This window comes from Streptomyces sp. NPDC104202 (assembly GCF_055584185.1).
Genome location: NZ_JBVJMN010000022.1, coordinates 1 through 17,248, shown reverse-complemented (window position 1 = coordinate 17,248; position 17,248 = coordinate 1). Strand labels below are relative to the sequence as shown.

14 protein-coding genes and 1 pseudogene are annotated in these 17,248 nt (G+C 75.3%); 6 read left to right on the top strand and 9 right to left on the bottom strand.

The window, feature by feature from the left end:
* Positions 1-13: 13 nt before the first annotated feature.
* A pseudogene (mgt, locus tag ACZ60W_RS16545) lies at positions 14-1,277 on the top strand (macrolide-inactivating glycosyltransferase); the annotation flags it as partial.
* 133 nt (positions 1,278-1,410) lie between these two features.
* Here the strand turns inward: mgt and secD are convergent.
* Together secD and ACZ60W_RS16535 are read right to left on the bottom strand one after the other, a co-directional pair.
* The gene (gene secD, locus ACZ60W_RS16540; RefSeq protein ID WP_469756023.1) at positions 1,411-3,690 is read right to left on the bottom strand and encodes a protein translocase subunit SecD; all 2,280 of its coding nucleotides are present in this window, start codon (positions 3,688-3,690) and stop codon (positions 1,411-1,413) included.
* A gap of 138 nt (positions 3,691-3,828) precedes the next feature.
* Positions 3,829-4,263 carry a hypothetical protein gene (locus ACZ60W_RS16535; protein ID WP_469756022.1) on the bottom strand — a complete coding sequence of 145 codons (435 nt, stop codon included), beginning with the start codon at positions 4,261-4,263 and terminating at the stop codon, positions 3,829-3,831.
* Between the two features lie 207 nt (positions 4,264-4,470).
* On the opposite strand from ACZ60W_RS16535, the gene ACZ60W_RS16530 reads away from it, so the two are divergent.
* Positions 4,471-5,136: a lysophospholipid acyltransferase family protein gene (locus ACZ60W_RS16530; RefSeq protein WP_469756021.1), complete on the top strand. Its 666-nt coding sequence runs from the start codon at positions 4,471-4,473 to the stop codon at positions 5,134-5,136.
* Positions 5,137-5,171: 35 nt separating this feature from the next.
* On the opposite strand, the gene ACZ60W_RS16525 is transcribed toward ACZ60W_RS16530, so the two are convergent.
* From ACZ60W_RS16525 to ACZ60W_RS16500, 6 genes are all read right to left on the bottom strand, one after another.
* Positions 5,172-6,095, bottom strand: coding sequence for a glutaminase (locus tag ACZ60W_RS16525; protein ID WP_469756020.1), 924 nt, complete (start codon positions 6,093-6,095; stop codon positions 5,172-5,174).
* Positions 6,092-7,198 (bottom strand): enoyl-CoA hydratase/isomerase family protein, encoded by a 1,107-nt coding sequence (locus tag ACZ60W_RS16520; protein ID WP_469756019.1) that lies wholly within the window; start codon positions 7,196-7,198, stop codon positions 6,092-6,094. Before ACZ60W_RS16520 ends, ACZ60W_RS16525 begins: the two co-directional genes overlap by 4 nt.
* A 256-nt stretch (positions 7,199-7,454) precedes the next feature.
* Positions 7,455-8,138: a GNAT family N-acetyltransferase gene (locus ACZ60W_RS16515; protein ID WP_469756018.1), complete on the bottom strand. Its 684-nt coding sequence runs from the start codon at positions 8,136-8,138 to the stop codon at positions 7,455-7,457.
* A 286-nt stretch (positions 8,139-8,424) separates the two neighbouring features.
* Complete coding sequence (locus ACZ60W_RS16510) at positions 8,425-9,126, bottom strand: RNase H family protein (protein ID WP_469756017.1); 702 nt, start codon at positions 9,124-9,126, stop codon at positions 8,425-8,427.
* 87 nt (positions 9,127-9,213) lie between these two features.
* A complete protein-coding gene (locus tag ACZ60W_RS16505; RefSeq protein ID WP_469756016.1) occupies positions 9,214-10,131 on the bottom strand; it encodes a phosphatase domain-containing protein in 918 nt (305 codons plus the stop codon).
* 2 nt (positions 10,132-10,133) lie between these two features.
* Positions 10,134-11,342 carry an RNA ligase gene (locus ACZ60W_RS16500; RefSeq protein ID WP_469756015.1) on the bottom strand — a complete coding sequence of 403 codons (1,209 nt, stop codon included), beginning with the start codon at positions 11,340-11,342 and terminating at the stop codon, positions 10,134-10,136.
* A 200-nt stretch (positions 11,343-11,542) separates the two neighbouring features.
* On the opposite strand from ACZ60W_RS16500, the gene ACZ60W_RS16495 reads away from it, so the two are divergent.
* From ACZ60W_RS16495 to ACZ60W_RS16485, 3 genes are all read left to right on the top strand, one after another.
* Positions 11,543-11,890, top strand: coding sequence for a hypothetical protein (locus ACZ60W_RS16495; RefSeq protein ID WP_469756014.1), 348 nt, complete (start codon positions 11,543-11,545; stop codon positions 11,888-11,890).
* Between the two features lie 179 nt (positions 11,891-12,069).
* A complete protein-coding gene (locus ACZ60W_RS16490) occupies positions 12,070-12,651 on the top strand; it encodes a dienelactone hydrolase family protein (RefSeq protein WP_469756013.1) in 582 nt (193 codons plus the stop codon).
* 185 nt (positions 12,652-12,836) lie between these two features.
* Positions 12,837-14,003 (top strand): YncE family protein, encoded by a 1,167-nt coding sequence (locus ACZ60W_RS16485; protein WP_469756012.1) that lies wholly within the window; start codon positions 12,837-12,839, stop codon positions 14,001-14,003.
* 149 nt (positions 14,004-14,152) lie between these two features.
* Here ACZ60W_RS16485 and ACZ60W_RS16480 read toward each other — a convergent pair whose 3' ends face one another.
* A complete protein-coding gene (locus ACZ60W_RS16480; RefSeq protein WP_469756011.1) occupies positions 14,153-15,733 on the bottom strand; it encodes an aspartate:alanine exchanger family transporter in 1,581 nt (526 codons plus the stop codon).
* A 58-nt stretch (positions 15,734-15,791) separates the two neighbouring features.
* On the opposite strand from ACZ60W_RS16480, the gene ACZ60W_RS16475 reads away from it, so the two are divergent.
* The gene (locus ACZ60W_RS16475) at positions 15,792-17,171 is read left to right on the top strand and encodes an NAD(P)/FAD-dependent oxidoreductase (protein ID WP_469756010.1); all 1,380 of its coding nucleotides are present in this window, start codon (positions 15,792-15,794) and stop codon (positions 17,169-17,171) included.
* The last annotated feature ends 77 nt before the right edge of the window (positions 17,172-17,248 follow it).

The window sequence follows — 17,248 nt, the reverse complement described above, 5'->3', positions numbered from 1 at the left end:
CTTCGGACACGCCCTGCGGCGTACCCGCCCTCTTCGCCCGCTAGACGATACGGTTCGTCTCGTTTATGGTGGCGGACATGACCACCGTCCCCCCCGCGCACATCGCCATGTTCTCCATCGCCGCCCACGGCCACGTGAACCCCAGCCTGGAGGTGATCCGCGAACTCGTCGACCGCGGCCACCGCGTCAGCTACGCCGTTCCCGCCTCCTTCGCGGAGAAGGTCGCCGCCACCGGAGCCACCCCCGTCGTCTACACCTCGACGCTGCCGACCGACGACGACCCCGACGCCTGGGGCACGGAACTCATCGACCACCTCGAACCGTTCCTGGCCGACGCCCGACAGGCCCTCCCCCAGCTGGCCGACGCCTTCGACGCCGACCGGCCCGACCTCGTCCTGCACGACATCACGGCCTACCCGGCCCCGGTCCTCGCCCACGGCTGGGGCGTGCCGGCCCTCTCCCTCTGGCCGAACATGGTGCCCTGGGAGGGGTACGAGGAGGAGGTCGCCGAACCCGCGTTCGCCGAGCTCAAGGCGTCCCCCCGCGGCAAGGCGTACTACGCGCGGTTCGCGTCCTGGCTCGCCGCGCACGGCGTCGACACCCACCCCGACCGGTTCGTCGCCCGCCCGCGGCGCGCGCTCGTCCTCATCCCCCGGGTGCTCCAGCCGCACGCCGACCGGGTCGACGAGTCCGTCTACACCTTCGTCGGCGCGTGCCAGGGCGCGCCCTCCGTCCGGGCCGCGTGGCGGCGCCCCGCGGGCGCGGAGAAGGTGCTCCTGGTCTCCCTGGGGTCCGCCTTCACCAAGCAGCCCGGCTTCTACCGGGACTGCGTCACCGCGTTCGGCGACCTGCCCGGCTGGCATGTCGTCCTGCAGATCGGCGCGTTCGTCGACCCGGCCGAACTGGGGGACCTTCCGGCCAACGTCGAGGCGCACTCCTGGGTGCCCCAGGAGGCCGTCCTCCAGGAGGTCGACGCCTTCGTCACGCACGCCGGAGCGGGCGGCAGCCGGGAGGGCCTCGCCACCGCGACCCCGATGGTCGCCGTCCCCCAGGCCGTCGACCAGTTCGGGAACGCCGCCGTGCTGGAGTCCCTCGGCGTCGCGCGTCACCTGCCCATGGAGGAGGTCACCCCGGCCCGGCTGCGCGAGGCCGTCCTCGCCCTCGTCGACGATCCCGAAGTGGCGCGCCGCGCGGCCGGGATCAGGGACTCCATGGCGCGCGAGGGCGGGACCGCGCGCGCCGCCGACCTCGTCGAGGCCGAGCTCGGCGGAGCCCGCCGGGAAGGCGTCCGCGCGGAGGGCCGCGACGGGTCCACGACCGAGACACACGCGGCGACCGGCCGCCGCGACCACCCCTGACCCCGGTGCGGCGGCCCGCCCCCGGTGCGGGAGCGGGCCGCCGCGGACGGGGTCAGACCACGGCGCCCGCGGGCCGGCGCGGTACGCGGGCCGGCTCCGGATGCCGCGCCTCCAGGGCGACGGCCAGCGGCATCGCGGTCAGGACCGTGGACGCCATGCCGAGGACGACGCCCGCGAGCAGCGCGACGGAGAAGTCCGTCAGCGAGTCACCGCCCAGGACCGCCAGCGCCACCAGGACGAAGAGCGCGCCCATGCCGGTGTTGACGGTGCGCGGCAGGGTCTGGGCCACGGCCCGGTCGGCGAGGTCCGCCGTCGCGACGCCCCCACCGCGTCGGCGCAGCTCCCGCAGCCGGTCCAGGACGACCACCGAGTCGTTGACCGAATACCCCACCACGGTCAGCAGCGCGGCCAGGAAGACGCTGTCGAACGGCTTGCCCAGCCAGGCGAACAGACCGGCCACCAGCAGCACGTCCTGGACCATCGCGGCCACCGCCGCCGTCGCGTACGTCCAGCGGAAGCGCACGGTCAGATAGAGGAGCTGGGCCGCGACCGCCAGGCCGAGCGCGAGCAGCGCGTGGGTGCGCAGTTCGCCGCCCAGGCTGGGCCCGACCAGGTCGTCGCGCTCCACGCTCACCGGGCCCGCGACCCCGGTCAGGGCCTCGCGGATCTCCCGCTGCTCGCCGTCGCCGGTCTCCCGGACGCGGACCGAGACGTCACCGTCTCCGGTCGTCTGCACGACGGCGTCGGGGAAGCCCGCGGCGGTGATCGCCGTGCGCGCCGCGTCGGCGTCCACCGGGCGCTCCGCCGCGTACTGCACGACGCGACCACCGGTGAACTCCACGCCGAACTCCACCCCCCGGACGCCGATCCCCGCCAGCGCGACGAACAGGAGCGCGGCGCAGCCGGTCAGCCAGCGGCGCCGGTGCGCCATCACGCGCGGAGGCCGGCGGACGAGCCGGGTCCGCAGCCGGCCGAGGGAGGCGATGCCCGTGATCCGGGGGCGCCGCCGCACGGCCGGCAGGCGCAGGGCCGCGTCGGCGAGGAGCCGGGTGACGACCATCGCGGTGAGGAGGGAGGTCACGACGCCGATGGCGAGCGTCACCCCGAAGCCCTTGACGGGGCCCGTGGCGAAGACGAACAGCAGACCGGCCGCGAGCAGGGTGGTGACGTGCGAGTCGGCGACCGCGCTCCACACCCGGCCGAACGCCGCCGCCACCGGCCGCCGCGGGTCGCGCCCGGCGGTGCGGCCGGGCGCCGCGTACTCCTCCCTGGCCCGTTCGAAGACCAGCACGTTGGCGTCCACGGCGATGCCGACGGCGAGGACGAATCCGGCGAGGCCGGGCAGGGTGAGGGTGGCGCCGAGGGCGACGACCGCGGCGTAGGAGATCAGCCCGTACAGGAGGAGGGCGAGAGTGGCCAGGGCGCCGAGCAGCCGGTAGACCACGATCACGAAGAGCCCGGTGCACGCCAGGCCGATCGCCGCCGCCAGCGCGCTGGCCCGGATCGCCTCGGCGCCGAGCGTCGGGCCCACGGTGCTCTGCTCGACGGTCGTCACCGGGACCGGGAGCGCGCCGCCCTGGACGAGCGCCGCCAGGTCGCGGGCCTCGGGTCCCGAGAACCCGCCGGTGATCTGCGCGGAGCCGCCCCCGATGCCCGCCCCGCACGCGACGCCGGTCTGCATGGCGGGCGCGGAGACGATCCGGTCGTCGAGCACGATCGCGACCCGGCGCGCCGGGTCGCCCGGGGCGGCGCAGGCCGCGGCGCCGGTCAGCCGCGCCCAGTCGCCCGCGCCCTTGTCGCGGAAGGACAGGTCCACCGTCCAGCCGCGGCCGCTCGTCGCGTCGAGCACGGCCTCGGCGTTCTCGACGCCGTCTCCGGTGAGGGCGGGCGCGGCCAGGGCGAGGAAACGGCCGGGCGCGTCCGGGTCGGCCAGGACGCGCGCCCCGTCCGGGCCGGGGGCACCGGCCGGACCCCCGGCCTCGCCGGTGACGGCGTGGAAGGTGAGCTGTGCGGTGCGGCCGATGACCTCGGCCGCCTGGCGCGGGTCGCGCAGCCCGGGCAGCTCGACGACGATGCGGCGTTCGCCGGCCCGGGCGAGCGAGGGCTCCGCGACGCCGAGGCCGTCGACGCGTTTGCGCAGCACCTCCAGGGCGCGGTCGGTGGCCGCGGCGTCGGCGCGGGTGGCGGGGCCGTCCTCGGTCTGCAGGACGATGCGGGTCCCGCCGCGGAGGTCGAGTCCGAGGCGCGGCGGGGTGGTCAGGGTGATCCAGAGGGAGAGCGCGACGACGGCGAGCGCGAGCAGCGCGCGCCAGAGCGCGGAACGAGCGGACATGGGTGCTCCACGGGCAGCGCACGGCTCCGGCGGACCCTGTCTGCGGGTCGCCGGTCCGTGCCGGACGTACGGTCGGATGCGCGTCGCCGACCGGTCCCGGGGCATGCCGATGACCCGGGCGGCGGACGCGGAGGAACGTCAGTCGTGCCGGGGGGAGGGAGGTCCGCGGGAGTCCCGCGGCCGGTGGTCGCCGCCGGGCGGCGCCCGCTCGCGGCGGGGGTCGCCCACCAGGACCCCCCGCGCGGGTGCGGGGACGTCCGTGACCGCGACGGCCGGGGCGGCGGGCGCTCCCGGGTGGCGCAGGAGGTTCTCCACGGCGGCCGGGAGGCGCACGACGGCGGTGGCCGCGAGCTGCGGCTCCGGCGGGGCCGCGTGGGAGGAGGCGGGGGCCGCGGCCGCCGGGGCGTCCACGGGCGGGGGCGCGGAGACCGGCGCCTGTGTGACCGGGGCCGGGGCGGTGGAGGTGCCGGTGGCCGCGGACGCGCCGGTGGCCGGCGGGATCAGCAGGAGGGACCAGATCGCGCAGAGCAGCGCGGGCAGGAGGGTCGCGGGCCGTCGCGGAGAACGCTCCATCCGCCCGCCCCTCCCCTCTTCCGGATTCCTCGTGCCGTGCCGGCCGTCCGGGGCTCAGCGTAGACGGAGGGTGCCGCGCCCGGGTCACCCAGGCCCGTACGCGGTGCCGTTGGGTACCGGGATGAGTACGCGTGCTCATCCGCGCGGCCCGGCCCCGAGGCGACGATGAACGGGTCAGCGCATCCTTCCCGGAGTCAGGGGTCGTCCGTGCTCAGTCGTCTCGCCGCCCGCGTCGTGCCGTTCTTCGGGCGGCTGACCGTCACCACCGACGCGGACGCCCGGATCGCCCCCGGCAGCATCATCGTCGTGAACCACACGTCGACGGCCGATCCGGCGCTCGTGCTCGCCGCGCTCCGCCGGCGGCTGGCCGTCGAGCCGGTGGTGCTCGCGACGGCGGGGCTGTGGCGCGTGCCGTTCCTCGGCCGCGCCCTGACCCGCGAGGGCCACGTGCCGGTCCACCGCAACTCCGCGCGGGCCGCGGCCTCGCTGGACGCGGCGGCGGTCGCCCTCGCGTCGGGCCGGCACGTCATGCTGTATGCCGAGGGACGCATCCCGCCCCGCCCGGACTCCGCGGAGAACCCTCCGGAGACGTTCCGCACCGGACTCGCCCGGCTCGCGCGCACGACCGGCGCCCCGGTCGTGCCCATCGGCCAGGCCGGTGCCCGCCGCATCACCTCCGGCGGCCGCGTCAAGCAGATCGCCGGCGTCCTCACCTCCCCGGTCCGCCGTCCCCCGCTGCACGTCCACATCGGCTCTCCGCTCCACCTGCCCGACGACATCGCCACCGCGACCTCCCTCGCCCACGGCGCCGTGACCGCGGCCTGGCGGACCGCCGCCGGCGCCCTGGGCGAGCCGGCCGCCCTCGACCGCTGAAACGCGGTTCGGGCCGGCCGGTGCCCGCGCGGCCGTCAGAAGACGGAGAGGCCGGTGATGGTGGTGAAGCGGTCGAGGGCGGTGACGCCGGCGACGGAGTTGCCGCGGGTGTCGAGGCCGGGGCTCCAGACGCAGAGGGTGCAGCGGCCGGGGACGACCGCGACGACGGCTCCGCCGACGCCGCTCTTGCCGGGGAGCCCGACGCGGTAGGCGAAGTCGCCGGCGGCGTCGTAGGTGCCGCAGGTGAGCATGACGGCGTTGATCTGTTTGGCCTGGCTGCGGGTGAGCAGGCGGGTGCCGTCGGCGCGCAGTCCGTGGCGGGCGAGGAAGCCGGTGGCGAGGGCGAGGTCGGCGCAGGAGGCTTCGAGGGAGCACTGGCGGAAGTACTCGCGGAGCAGGTCGGGGACCGGGCCCGTGATGTTGCCGTACGAGGCCATGAAGTGGGCGAGGGCGGCGTTGCGGTCGCCGTGGGCGGCCTCCGAGGCGGCGACGTCGGCGTCGAAGGCGAGGCTCTCGTTCCCGGTCTCGGCGCGCAGGAAGGCGAGCAGGCTGCCGGAGGCGTCACCGGTGAGGCGGTGGAGCCGGTCGGTGACGACGAGGGCTCCGGCGTTGATGAACGGGTTGCGGGGGATGCCGTGCTCGTACTCCAGCTGCACGAGGGAGTTGAACGGGTCGCCGGAGGGTTCCCTGCCGACGTGGGCCCAGAGCGCGTCGCCCTCCCCGGCCAGGGCGAGCGCGAGGGTGAAGACCTTGGTGACGGACTGCGTGGAGAAGGCGTGCCGCCACTCCCCCACCCCGTAGACGGAGCCGTCGAGTTCGGCCACGGCCATGCCGAAGCGGTTCGGGTCGCCCGCGGCCAGGGCGGGGATGTAGTCGGCCGGGGTGCCCCGTTCGGCGAGTTCCGCGATCTCCTCGGCGATGCGGTCGAGGACGGGCCGGAAGGAGGTGTCCGCGGTCACGCTCCGCCCCGGACGTCCCCGTCCGCGCCCGCGGGACCCGCGTCGGTCCGCCCGGCGGCGAGGCCGAGGTCGCCGCCCGCCGGGACGGCGAGGTAGCGGGCGAGGTCGGCGTCGGTGACCTCGGCGAGGGTCGGCGGGGTCCAGCGGGGGTCACGGTCCTTGTCGACCACCTGGGCCCGGATGCCCTCGACGAGGTCGGCGGTGGCGAGCGCGGCGCAGGACGCGCGGAACTCCCGGTCCAGCACCTCTTCGAGGGTGGTGAGGGAACGGGCGTGCCGGACGGCGGCCAGCGTGGCCTTGAGGGCCGTGGGGGCCTTCGTGAGGAGCGTGGTGGCGGCTTCCTTGGCGTCGGCGGTTCCGGTGTCGAAGAGCCGGTCGACGACGGTCTCGACGTCCGCGGCGGCGTAGCAGGCGTCGATCCACTCGCGCCGGCCGGCGAGGACGCCGGCCGGGGGCTCGGTGGCGTGGCGGGCGACGGCCTCGGCTGCGGGGAGGCGGGTCAGGTCCGCGACGAGGGCGGGCAGCGCGGCGGCGGGGACGAAGTGGTCGGCGAGGCCGGTGAGGAGCGCGTCGGCCGCGCCGACGGCTCCGCCGGTGAGCGCCAGGTGGGTGCCGAGTTCGCCGGGGGCGCGGGAGAGCAGGTAGGTGCCGCCGACGTCGGGGACGAAGCCGATGCCGGTCTCGGGCATCGCGACCCGGGAGCGCTCGGTGACGACGCGGACGGAGCCGTGGCCGGAGACGCCGACGCCGCCGCCCATGACGATGCCGTCCATGAGGGCGACGTACGGCTTGGGGTAGCGGGCGATCCGGGCGTTGAGGCGGTACTCGTCCCGCCAGAAGGCCGCCGAGGCGGTGCCGCCGGAGCGCGCGTCCTCGTGGATGGCGCGGATGTCGCCGCCGGCGCAGAGGCCCCGCTCACCGGCGCCCTCGATGACGACGGTGGCGACGGCGGGGTCGTGTTCCCACGCGGTGAGTGCCTCGTCCACGGCGAGGACCATGGGGTGGGTGAGCGCGTTGATGGCGCGGGGCCGGTTCAGGGTGACGAACCCGGCGCGGCCTTCCGTCCGGAGGAGTACGTCGGGGGTTCCGGTCGGCACGTTCACTCGGTCCTCTCGCGGCACGGCTCGCTGTCCCGGTCACCGTACCGGGCGCGCGCGGAGGGCGGCGAGGGTGATCGGGAACCGCGTTCGGGCCGGTGGGGGCCGTGGTCAGGGGGCGGTGCGGACGCTGCCTGGCCGGGAGGCCCGTCCGGTCGCGGGCCGGGCTCCGCCGGGCGGCGGGAGGGGGCCGGGCCGTGTCCGGAGGGGTGCGCCGCGGGTGAGGCGGGGCTTTCCGGACACGGACCCGGGGGCCGGCGGATCAGGCCGGGAGCAGGTCCTGGGGGACGCGCACCTGGCGGGGTGTGGACATGCGGAGCTCGATGATGTCCCGGACGGTGGGCCACTCCTCGTCGAGGACCGAGTAGAAGGCCGTGTCGCGGACGGCTCCGTCGAGGCCCCGCGAGTGGGCCCGGCGGACGCCTTCGCAGGTGGCGCCGAGCCGCTCGATGGCGATCCGGGACCGGGTGTTGCGGGCGTCGGCGCGCAGGGTGATGCGGCGGACGCCCCAGGCTTCGAAGGCGTGCCGGAGCATGAGGTACTTCGCCTCGGTGTTGATGCCGGTCCCCCGGGCGGCACCGGAGATCCACGTGTTCCCGATCTCGGCGGCGTCCGGCACGGCGGTCAGCGGATCGCCGTGCGGCATCCCGGGAACCGGGGGCCAGACCAGCGGGCCCCGCCAGTAGTCGAGTTCGAGGAAGCGGGTGGAACCGATGACGTGTTCGTCGGCCGTACTGACCAGGGCGAAGGGCAGGCATCGGCCTGCCGCCTGATCGGAGAGGGCACGGGCGATGTAGTCGAGGGCCGATTCGAGGCCGTCGGGCACGGGGGTGAAGGCGTAGGCCGATCGGTCCGCCCCGCCGGCCCGGGCGAGGGCTTCGGCGTGCCGCATCGCCAGCGGCTCCAGGCGCACGGTGCGCCCGGTCAGGAGAACAGGTACTGGCACGGAACCTCGGGTCTTTCACGGGCAGGGAGAGCTTCCGCCACGAAGGCCGCGGCGGCAGCAGGAGGGAGGTTCTCGCCGGGTGCCGATCATGTCGTGAGAGCGACAAACAAGCAGGTAAAACGGTTCGTCACCAGGTGCGAGGAGGAACAGTATGCAGCCACAACCGCTCCGAGAACAGAACCCCGGGAGAACCCGCGCCCACACGTGGGTGAAGCCTGCCCGGCACCCCCGTTCACCGGTCTCACGGGCCGGACGGGGCCGCCCGCCAGTCGGACGGCCCCACGGTTCAGACGCAGGTGGGATGGCCCCAGCCGTCGGGGTTCTTGGCGATCGTCTCGCCCTTGCCGTAGGGCTTTCCGCAGCGGCAGCGGCCGGGGAACTTGGCCTTCAGCGTTCCGCCGGACGGGCGACTCCGGCGCGGGGAGGAGGCCGCCGTCCCCGTCGCAGAGCGGGAGGGCGTGGCGGAGCGTGACCGGGGCGCGGAGGCGCGTGACGGAGCCTCCGGCGGGGGCAGGGGGGCGCCGGCGGCCGAGCCGGTGGGCTCCTGGGTGCGGGCGGTGTGGCTGGCCGCGCGGTCGGCGGCGTCGTTGAGCGGGTCGCCGTCGACCTGGTGCGCGGGGGTGTAGACGAAGGCGACGTCGCGGCCGGTGAGCAGCTCGTCGATGCGGACGACCAGCTCCTTGTTGGCGACGGGGGTGCCCGCGGAGGTCTTCCAGCCCTTGCGGCGCCAGCCGGGCAGCCAGGTCGTGACGGCCTTCATGGCGTACTGCGAGTCCATGCGGACCTCGGCCGGCACGTCCGGGTCGAGGGCTTCGAGGAGCCGTTCCAGTGCCGTGAGTTCGGCCACGTTGTTGGTCGCCCGGCCCAGCGGTCCCGCCTCCCAGCGGTCGACCTCGCCGTCGGAGCGGCCGATGACCCAGGCCCAGGCCGCGGGGCCGGGGTTTCCCTTCGACGCGCCGTCGCACGCCGCGATGATCTTTTCCACCATCCCACGATCCTGACACGGCGGCGGGGGTGGGCGGTCCCACCCCCGCGCGCGGGCCCCGGGCCGGCGCCGCGCGGCCGGCCGGGCAGGTCAGAAGGCCCCGTAGTTGACCTGCCAGGTGGGCAGGCCCATTCGGCGCCAGAGGGCGACCACGCGGTCGCGGTCGTCGAGCGAGACGCGGACCGCGAACCGGTGGCGCACATGGGCGTCGAACAGCTCGGCCTTCACGATGTCGTCGCCGCGGCCGTCGCCGGAGGCGCGCATCCACAACTCGTCGTAGGGCACCTCGTGACGGGCGAGCCACGCCTCGGTGAGGGCGCGGTGGTCCTCGCTGCGGCCGGAGAGCAGGACGATCCGGTCGCCCTCGCCGTTCCGGAAGGCCCGCAGGGCGTCCCGCACGGAGGGGTTGAGCAGGTCCTCGTCGCAGCGGGTGAAGTCGTACGGTCCGCGGGCGCCTCGGAGGGCGAGGGTGCCGTCGATGTCGCACATGACGGCCGTGGGCAGGGCCGGGTCGGCGACGTAGGGCAGACCGGCCGGCCGGTCGCCGAGCCACTCCGCGGTGAGCCGCCAGCCGCCCCGGGTCGCCTTGGCGTGCTTGTCGGCGAGGATGCGGATGATCTCCTCGCCGACGGGTCGCTCGCGGGCGGCGTCGCGGCGGACGCACTCGTCGACGGGGACGTCGGTGAAGTCGTGGACGACGAAGGTCGCCTCCCGGCCGGCGACGGCGGCCTTGAGGCGCTTGGGGATGTGCGGGGTCAGGTGGGTGTTGTCGACGACGACGTCGAAGCCGTCGTCGACGGCCGCGCGCACGGCCGCGTCCTGGATGCCCAGCACCGTCTGCTCGTGGGGGCGCGAGTGCCCGCGCGCGGCGTCCGGGAGGTCGAGCATGGAGCGCAGGTCGTCGAGGTTGACGCGGCGGACGCGTCCCTCGGCGGCGGCCTGGAGGGCGCGGGCGGCCGTCGTCTTCCCGGAGGCCGGGAGGCCGGTCATGACGTGGACGACAGGCACGGTCAGTTCTCCTCGTCGCGAGTGAAGGGGTCGGTGGCCTCGGGGCGTATCTGACGCCAGACGAGGAGGTCGGTGGGGCGCCCGTCGAGGCGCAGGAAGAGGGCCGCGCGCAGCCCCCGGTCGGGCTCGCCGGCCGCGGCGCGGGCGAAGGCGGCCCGGTCGCCGGCCAGGGGGGCGAGACGGGCGTACGCCTCGTCGAGGGCCCGCTCCCGGAGGGCGGCGGCGTCCTCGAAGCCCGCGATCAGTTCGCGCACCCAGGCGTCGAACTCGTCCGGCACCTGGTCGAGGAGGGCGTCCAGCGGCTTGCCCCCGGACGCCTCCACCTCGGCGACCGAGCAGCCGATGCCCTGGGCCAGCCGGGCGGCGGGCACGCCGGCGAAGCGCTGGATGCCGTGGCCGCGCCAGATGTCCCGCTCGGTGACGCCGGTCAGCACCTTGTGGAGGCGCACGTACTCGCCGAGCTTGGCCTTGGCGCGCAGACCGGAGGCGAAGCGCAGCACGAAGCCCTCGGCGTCGGTGCCGGTGGCCCGGGCGCCGCCGGGCAGGGTGCTGGACTCGGTCAGGGCGGTGAGCTCGGCGACGCTCATGGCGGGCCAGCTGCGGACGACGGAGCCGACGGGCCCCCAGGAGGCCGCGGCCTCGGCGAGGGGCACCTCGGTGCCGTCCTGCCCGAAGGCGGCGAGCAGGACGAGGTCGCGCCGGTCCCCGTAGTTCACGACGATCCGGTTGTGCGGGTAGAGGATCTCGGCGAGGTAGGTCACGCCGGGCGTCAGACCGGTGGTGTCGGCGGCGTCGAGGCGGCGCTGGGCCCAGGTGGCCTGCGCGCTGGTGAAGGAGCCCTTGGAGGCGGCGTGCCAGCGGCCGTCGTAGTGGAAGACCACCCCGAGACTGCCGTCGACCTTGTCGTACACCTCGAAGGGCTCGTCGGGCAGCGGCGGCGCGTAGGGGCGGCCGCCGGCGTGTTCGGACAGGTTGAAGAACTTGGGGAGGGGGAGGGCGACGATCCGTCCGGTGGCGTCGTCCGCGACGAGGCCCCGGCAGCGGGTCGTGGCCCGGTTCCAGTGCTGGGCGTACTGGCACGCGCGCGTGTACGTGTAGATCGACAGCGGCAGCTCGGGGTGGCGCTTGCGTGTGACGTGCCCCTCGGCGAGCGCGGCGTCGAGCTCGCCGGACGGCATCAGGTCGTGCAGAGTCAGGGTCGCCTGGCTCATGGGGTCCCTCCCGGGTGTTCGGTGATCCATTCTCGGCCGGGCGGGCCCCGCAGGACAGTGGATTTCCGCTGGAGGGCACGTCGGGGGGCCCGGTTACCGGCCGGTCTGCGGGCGCCAGGGCCAGGCGTGTCGGCGGTGCCCCGTAGACTCGCGTCGCCCCGTCGGTGTCGGAACCGGCGCACTCGAAGGAAGCGAGCCCCATGAACCACGCGGACGGCACCGCACCGATCTACGCCGAGCTCATACGGGAGCGGGGTGATGTTCCGGGTGACGTCCGCCAGGTCGCCGAGGAGGTCATGCGGGACCTGAGCCGGGTCATCCAGATGCCCCCGCAGGGCGTTCCCGGACCGCAGGGGCCGGTCGCCCACGCGGGCGTCGGCAACCAGCTCGCGGTCGCCGGCCACCAGGGCGGCCCGATGCCGCACGGCATGGGTCAGGGCGGTGTGCCGCAGGGGGGCATCGCGCCGAACGGCATGGGCCAGGGCGCTGCCGTGATGTCGCACACGCAGACGGGCGCCGCGGTCCTGCCGCACCGGCCGGTCCGCTGAACCGGCCGGTCGTCACGCCGGGCCGCCGCGCCGTGCGCGCGCCGGGACCGGTGCGGGTCTTTTCGGCCGAGTAGGCCGACGGGACCGGGTGGTGTCGGTGCCATGGGCGATGCTGTCCCCGAACGAGGTCTGCGCCGCACCGGGGGGCGGGCCGCGCACGTGACCCAGGGGATGACGACATGGCCGAGGTTCTGCTCTTCCACCACTGTCTCGGGCTGACCGAGGGGGTCGCCGCGTTCGCGGTGGAGCTGCGGCGGGCCGGGCACACGGTGCACACGCCCGACCTCTACGAGGGGCGGACGTTCGAGGACCTGGAGGCGGGGATCGCCCACGCCTCGGAGGTCGGCTTCGACACGCTCCTGGAGCGCGGCGTGCGCGCCGCCGACGGGCTGCCCGCGGAGATCGTGTACGCCGGGTTCTCCCTCGGTGTGCTGCCCGCCCAGAAACTGGCCCAGACCCGGCCCGGAGCGCTCGGGGCGCTGCTGATCAGCGCGTGCGTGCCCGCGGACGCGTTCGGCGGGAAGTGGCCCGAGGGCGTGCCCGCGCAGATCCACGGCATGGACGCCGATCCGCTCTTCGTCGACGAGGGGGACCTCGACGCGGCGCGGGCGCTCGTGGCGGACGCGGACGACCGGCGCCTCTTCCTGTACCCGGGCACCTCGCACCTGTTCGCCGAGCCGGGTGCGCCGTCCCACGTGCCGGAGGCGACCGCGCTCTGCGTCGAGCGGACGCTCTGCTTCCTGAGCCGCTTCCCGCGCTGACCCGCCCTCCCGCGTGGACCCCGGGGTCCACCGATCGGACGACCCCCGGGTCGTCCGTCCCGCCGTGGGCCGGCGGCCGGGCGGCGGACCGCGCGGGGCGGACCGCGGGCGGAGGATCGGGGCAGGGCACGGAACCGCCGCGCGGCGGGGCCGGCCGCCCGGTCCGCCGTACCGAGGAGTCCGTCATGACCGCGTTCCGCCGTCCGTCCCGTTCCGCCCGGGTGCTCGTGCCCGCGGCGGTGGCCGTCGCCCTGCTCGCGGGGTGTGCGCAGGGCTCCGGAGGGGCGGCCTCCGCCGCGGACGCGCCGTCGCCCGCGGGGACGTCCGCTCCGCCGTCCTCGGCCACGCCGACCGCGGCGCCCGTGCCGTCCGGTCCGGCCGCGCCCGGGACCCTGCTGGTGACCGACTTCGGTGCCGACACCGTCACCTTCGTGGACCCGGCGCGCGGGCCGGTGGGCTCGGTGGCGGTCGGCACGGCCCCGTACGGGCTGGTCGTCGGCGACGACGGGCGCGCCTGGGTGGCGACCGCGGAGGGGGTCGCGGTCGTGGACACGGCGACCCGGCAGCGCCTGGCGCTCGTGCCGTACCGGACGGACACCGGGCCGGTGACCACCGGCGAGTACCGGGGCGGGGGCATGGGCATCGCGCTCTCGCCGGACGGGCGCCGGGTGTACGTGGGGGTCAACGTGCCCGGCGGGAACGGTGCCCTGGAGGTCGTCGACACCGCCGCGCTCAGGGTCACGGACACCGTGGAGGCCGGCAGGCGTCCCTTCGACGTGGACGTGTCGCGGGACGGTTCGGAGGTGTACGCGACGAACCACGACTCCTTCGACGTCACCGTCGTCGCCTCCGACACGCTGCGGTCGCGCCGCGTGGAGGTCGCCCCCTACGGCACGGAGGGCGGGCTCGGTTCGTGGCTCAAGCCGCACTACGCGGCCGTGCGCCCCTCCGACGGGAGGCTGCTGCTGCCCTTCGAGGGCGAGCGGCTCGCGGTGGTCGACCCGCGGACCGGCGCGACGACGATCGAGCCGATGACCGGGGACACCCACCAGCACGGGGTCACGGTCACCGCCGACGGGACGCTGTTCGCGGTCGGCACCGGGCCGATCGACCCGGACGAGGACCAGGGCCCGTCGCTGACGGTGCGGACGCCCGCCGGGGCCGAGCGGGTCTACCCGCTGGAGGGCCCGCACGAGAACGTGGCCGTGTCCCCGGACGGCCGCACCGCCTATGTGACCGGCGGGTTCACCCGGGACGGCTACTGGGACGGCCTGACCGTCGTCGACCTCGCCTCGGGTGACACCCACCGGCTCGCCGCCGGATCACGGCCGCTGGGGATCGCGGTCCTCTGACGCCCCGCCCCGCCCACCTGCGGCCCCGTGTCCGACGCCGGATGCCGAGACGCCGGTCCGCGCGCCGGTGGGCTGGGGAGGGGTCAGGTCGGCCGGGCCCGGCACGGGGGCGCGGCCGCCGGGTCCGTCCCCCGGGGCGCGACTCCGGGTCAGAGGCCCACGATGAGCTGGATGCACACGATCTTGACGAGGATGGCGAGGGCGAAGAGGGTCGCGTAGCCGGTGTTGACGCGGCTGTCGGAGACGCGGCTGTTGGCGTACGCGGTGATGGCGGGGTTGCCGACGTATCCGGCGAGCAGCCCCATGGTGCGGGGGCGGCTCTGGCCGAGGAGCCGGGCCACGAGGACCATCAGCGCGTAGCTGACGACGGCGCCGACGAGGAGGACGGCGAGGAGCTTGAGGCCGAAGACGGAGAATGCCTCGCGCCGGAAGGCGTAGCCCGAGGTGAGACCCACGCACGCGAGGAAGAGGAGCAGGCCGATCTGGCGGAGCGTGAGGTTGGCCCGGGTGGGGAGGACCCAGACGAGGGGGCCGGTGCGCCGCAGGCGGCCGAGGATCATGGCCATGACGAGCGGTCCGGCGGCCGTGCCGAGGGAGAGCACGGTGGAGCCGATCGTCAGCTCGGGGATGCCGACGAGGAAGCCGGCGGCGAGGCCGAGCCCCATGCTGACGGCGCTGACCTCGCTCACCCTGGCCTCGGCGTCGCCGAGGTAACGGGTCACCTCGGCGGTGCGCTCCCGCGGCATGGCGACGCGGACGCGGTCGTCGAGCTGGAGCAGCAGGTCGTCGTGGGCCAGGAGGTCCTGGTCGCCGCGGCGGACGCGGGTGGCCTTCGCCCCGAAGCGGTCGCCGAGGCCGAGTTCGGCGACGGTACGCGCGGCGAGGTCGGGGTTGGTGAGCAGGATGCGGCGGTAGTCGACGACGTCGCGGCGGTCGAGGAGGTGGGTGGGCGCCTCGGTGCCGAGGGCGGCGACGCCGGCGGCCAGGGCCTCGGGGCCGCCGACGAGGACGACCTGGTCGCCCGGGGCCAGGGCGTCGAGGCCGAGGGCGACGCGGGGTCCGCCGCCGGGGGTCCGGTGGGCGCTGGCGAGGAGCCGGCCGTCGGCGGCGCCGGGGACGTCGGCCCAGCGCAGGGGGCGGGTGACGTCGACGGTGCGGGTGACGAGTTCCCGGGGAAGGGCCTCGCCGGGGTCGCGCCGGCCGGGCCAGTTCCGTGCCGCGGCGATGCCCGCGACGAAAAGGATGGTGAGAACGACGGCGAGGGGGTAGCCGATCGCATAGCCGGTGGCGGGTTGCGCCGGATCGGAGGAGGCCGCCTGGGCGGCCGCGAGACCGGGAGTGGTGGTGCCGATGCCCGCGTAGCCGCCGGCGAGATAGGGGCCGTCGATGCCGAGGACGGTGCTCCCGAGGAGCCCGACGGCGAAGGCGGTGACCACGAGGGCGACGACCGCGCCGGCCATCACGGCCAGCTGCGGGCGGAGTTCGCGGAAGAAGGCCGGTCCCGCGTCGAGGCCGACGGTGTAGACGTACAGCGCCAGGCCGAGGACGGAGAGGCCGGCGGGTACGGCCGGACCGATGTCGGGGTCGAGCGCGCCGAGCAGGAGGCCGACGAAGAGGACGCCGGCCGCACCGAGCTTCACCGGCCCGAAGCGGATCATTCCGAAGAGCGATCCCGCCGCAATGACGATAAAAAGGGTGAACCACGGATAGTCAGCGAAAAATTGCCACATGGGCTTACTCAGACATATTCCCTGACATTTTGCACGCTCATACGGAAGGGCGGACAGCGTGACTCGACCGAGGATTCTCGTGGTGGGCGCGGGATTCGCCGGAGTGGCCTGTGTACGGAGGCTCGAACGGCGGCTCGCGGACCGGGAGGCGTTGATCACGCTCCTGTCGCCGTTCTCGTACCAGCTGTACCTGCCCCTGCTCCCCCAGGTGGCGGCGGGCGTACTGACCCCGCAGTCGGTGGCCCTGTCGCTCCGGCGCAGCGAGCGCCACCGGACGCGGATCGTGCCGGGCGGCGTGGTCGGCGTGGACACGGCCGCGAAGGTCTGCGTGGTGCGCACGATCTCCGGCGAGTTCGTGAACGAGCCGTACGACCACCTCGTCCTCGCCCCGGGCAGCGTGACCCGGAGCTTCGACATCCCGGGGCTCGCCGAGTACGCGCGGGGCATGAAGACGCTCGCGGAGGCCGTGTACATCCGCGACCACGTCATCGCCCAGCTCGATCTGGCCGACGCGAGCAACGACGACGCCGAGCGGGCCGCGCGCCTGCGGTTCGTCGTGGTCGGCGGCGGCTACGCGGGCACGGAGACGGCGGCCTGCCTCCAGCTGCTCACCCGCAACGCGGTGAAACGCTACCCCCGGCTCGACCCGGACCTCATCCAGTGGCACCTCGTCGACATCGCGCCGAAGCTGATGCCGGAACTGGGCGAGAAGCTCGGCGCCGCCGCCCTGGACATCCTGACCAAGCGGGGCATCGAGGTCTCGCTCGGCGTCTCGGTGGCCTCGGTGGACGAGGAGAACGTGACGCTCACCGACGGACGGGTGCTGCCGAGCCGGACGCTGATCTGGACGGCCGGCGTGGCCGCCAGCCCCCTCATCGGCACGCTGGGCGCGGAGACCTTCCGCGGCCGGCTGGCCGTGGCGGCCGAGATGTCCGTGCCGGGGCTCGACGGCGTTTGGGCGCTGGGCGACGCGGCGGCGGTGCCCGACCTCGCCAAGGGCGAGGAGGGGGCGATCTGCCCGCCGACCGCGCAGCACGCGATGCGGCAGGGCAAGGCGGTCGCCGACAACCTCGTCTCGACCCTGCGCGGGGAGCCGGTCCACCCGTACCGGCACAAGGACCTGGGCCTCGTGGTGGACCTCGGCGGCATGGACGGGGTCTCGAAGCCACTGGGCGTCGAGCTGCACGGCGCGCCGGCGCAGGCCGTGGCCCGCGCGTACCACTGGGGGGCGCTGCGCACCAATGTCGCCAAGGCCCGCGTGATGACGAACTGGCTGCTGAACGCGGTCGCGGGCGACGACTACGTACGGACGGGCTTCCTGGCCTCGAAGGCGGGGACGCTGCGGGACTTCGAGTACACGGACGCCTATCTGACACCGGAACAGGTCCGGGGCCACACGGCCTCGTTCCGGGGCGCGGTCGGGGCGGGCGGCTCCTGACGCCGCCGCGGGGGGGGGGGGGGGGGGGGGGGGGCGGGCGATAGTAGTTTATCTAGCGGGCAGAAGAGGGGGTGGGG

What these genes read in the sequence shown, in the direction of transcription:
- ACZ60W_RS16490 (WP_469756013.1), top strand. Translation starts at nt 12,070, where the DNA reads ATGGCCGAGGTTCTGCTCTTCCACCACTGTCTCGGGCTGACCGAGGGG.
- secD (WP_469756023.1), bottom strand. Translation starts at nt 3,690, where the DNA reads ATGTCCGCTCGTTCCGCGCTCTGGCGCGCGCTGCTCGCGCTCGCCGTC.
- ACZ60W_RS16535 (WP_469756022.1), bottom strand. Translation starts at nt 4,263, where the DNA reads ATGGAGCGTTCTCCGCGACGGCCCGCGACCCTCCTGCCCGCGCTGCTC.
- ACZ60W_RS16500 (WP_469756015.1), bottom strand. Translation starts at nt 11,342, where the DNA reads ATGAGCCAGGCGACCCTGACTCTGCACGACCTGATGCCGTCCGGCGAG.
- ACZ60W_RS16495 (WP_469756014.1), top strand. Translation starts at nt 11,543, where the DNA reads ATGAACCACGCGGACGGCACCGCACCGATCTACGCCGAGCTCATACGG.
- ACZ60W_RS16485 (WP_469756012.1), top strand. Translation starts at nt 12,837, where the DNA reads ATGACCGCGTTCCGCCGTCCGTCCCGTTCCGCCCGGGTGCTCGTGCCC.
- ACZ60W_RS16480 (WP_469756011.1), bottom strand. Translation starts at nt 15,733, where the DNA reads ATGTGGCAATTTTTCGCTGACTATCCGTGGTTCACCCTTTTTATCGTC.
- ACZ60W_RS16510 (WP_469756017.1), bottom strand. Translation starts at nt 9,126, where the DNA reads ATGGTGGAAAAGATCATCGCGGCGTGCGACGGCGCGTCGAAGGGAAAC.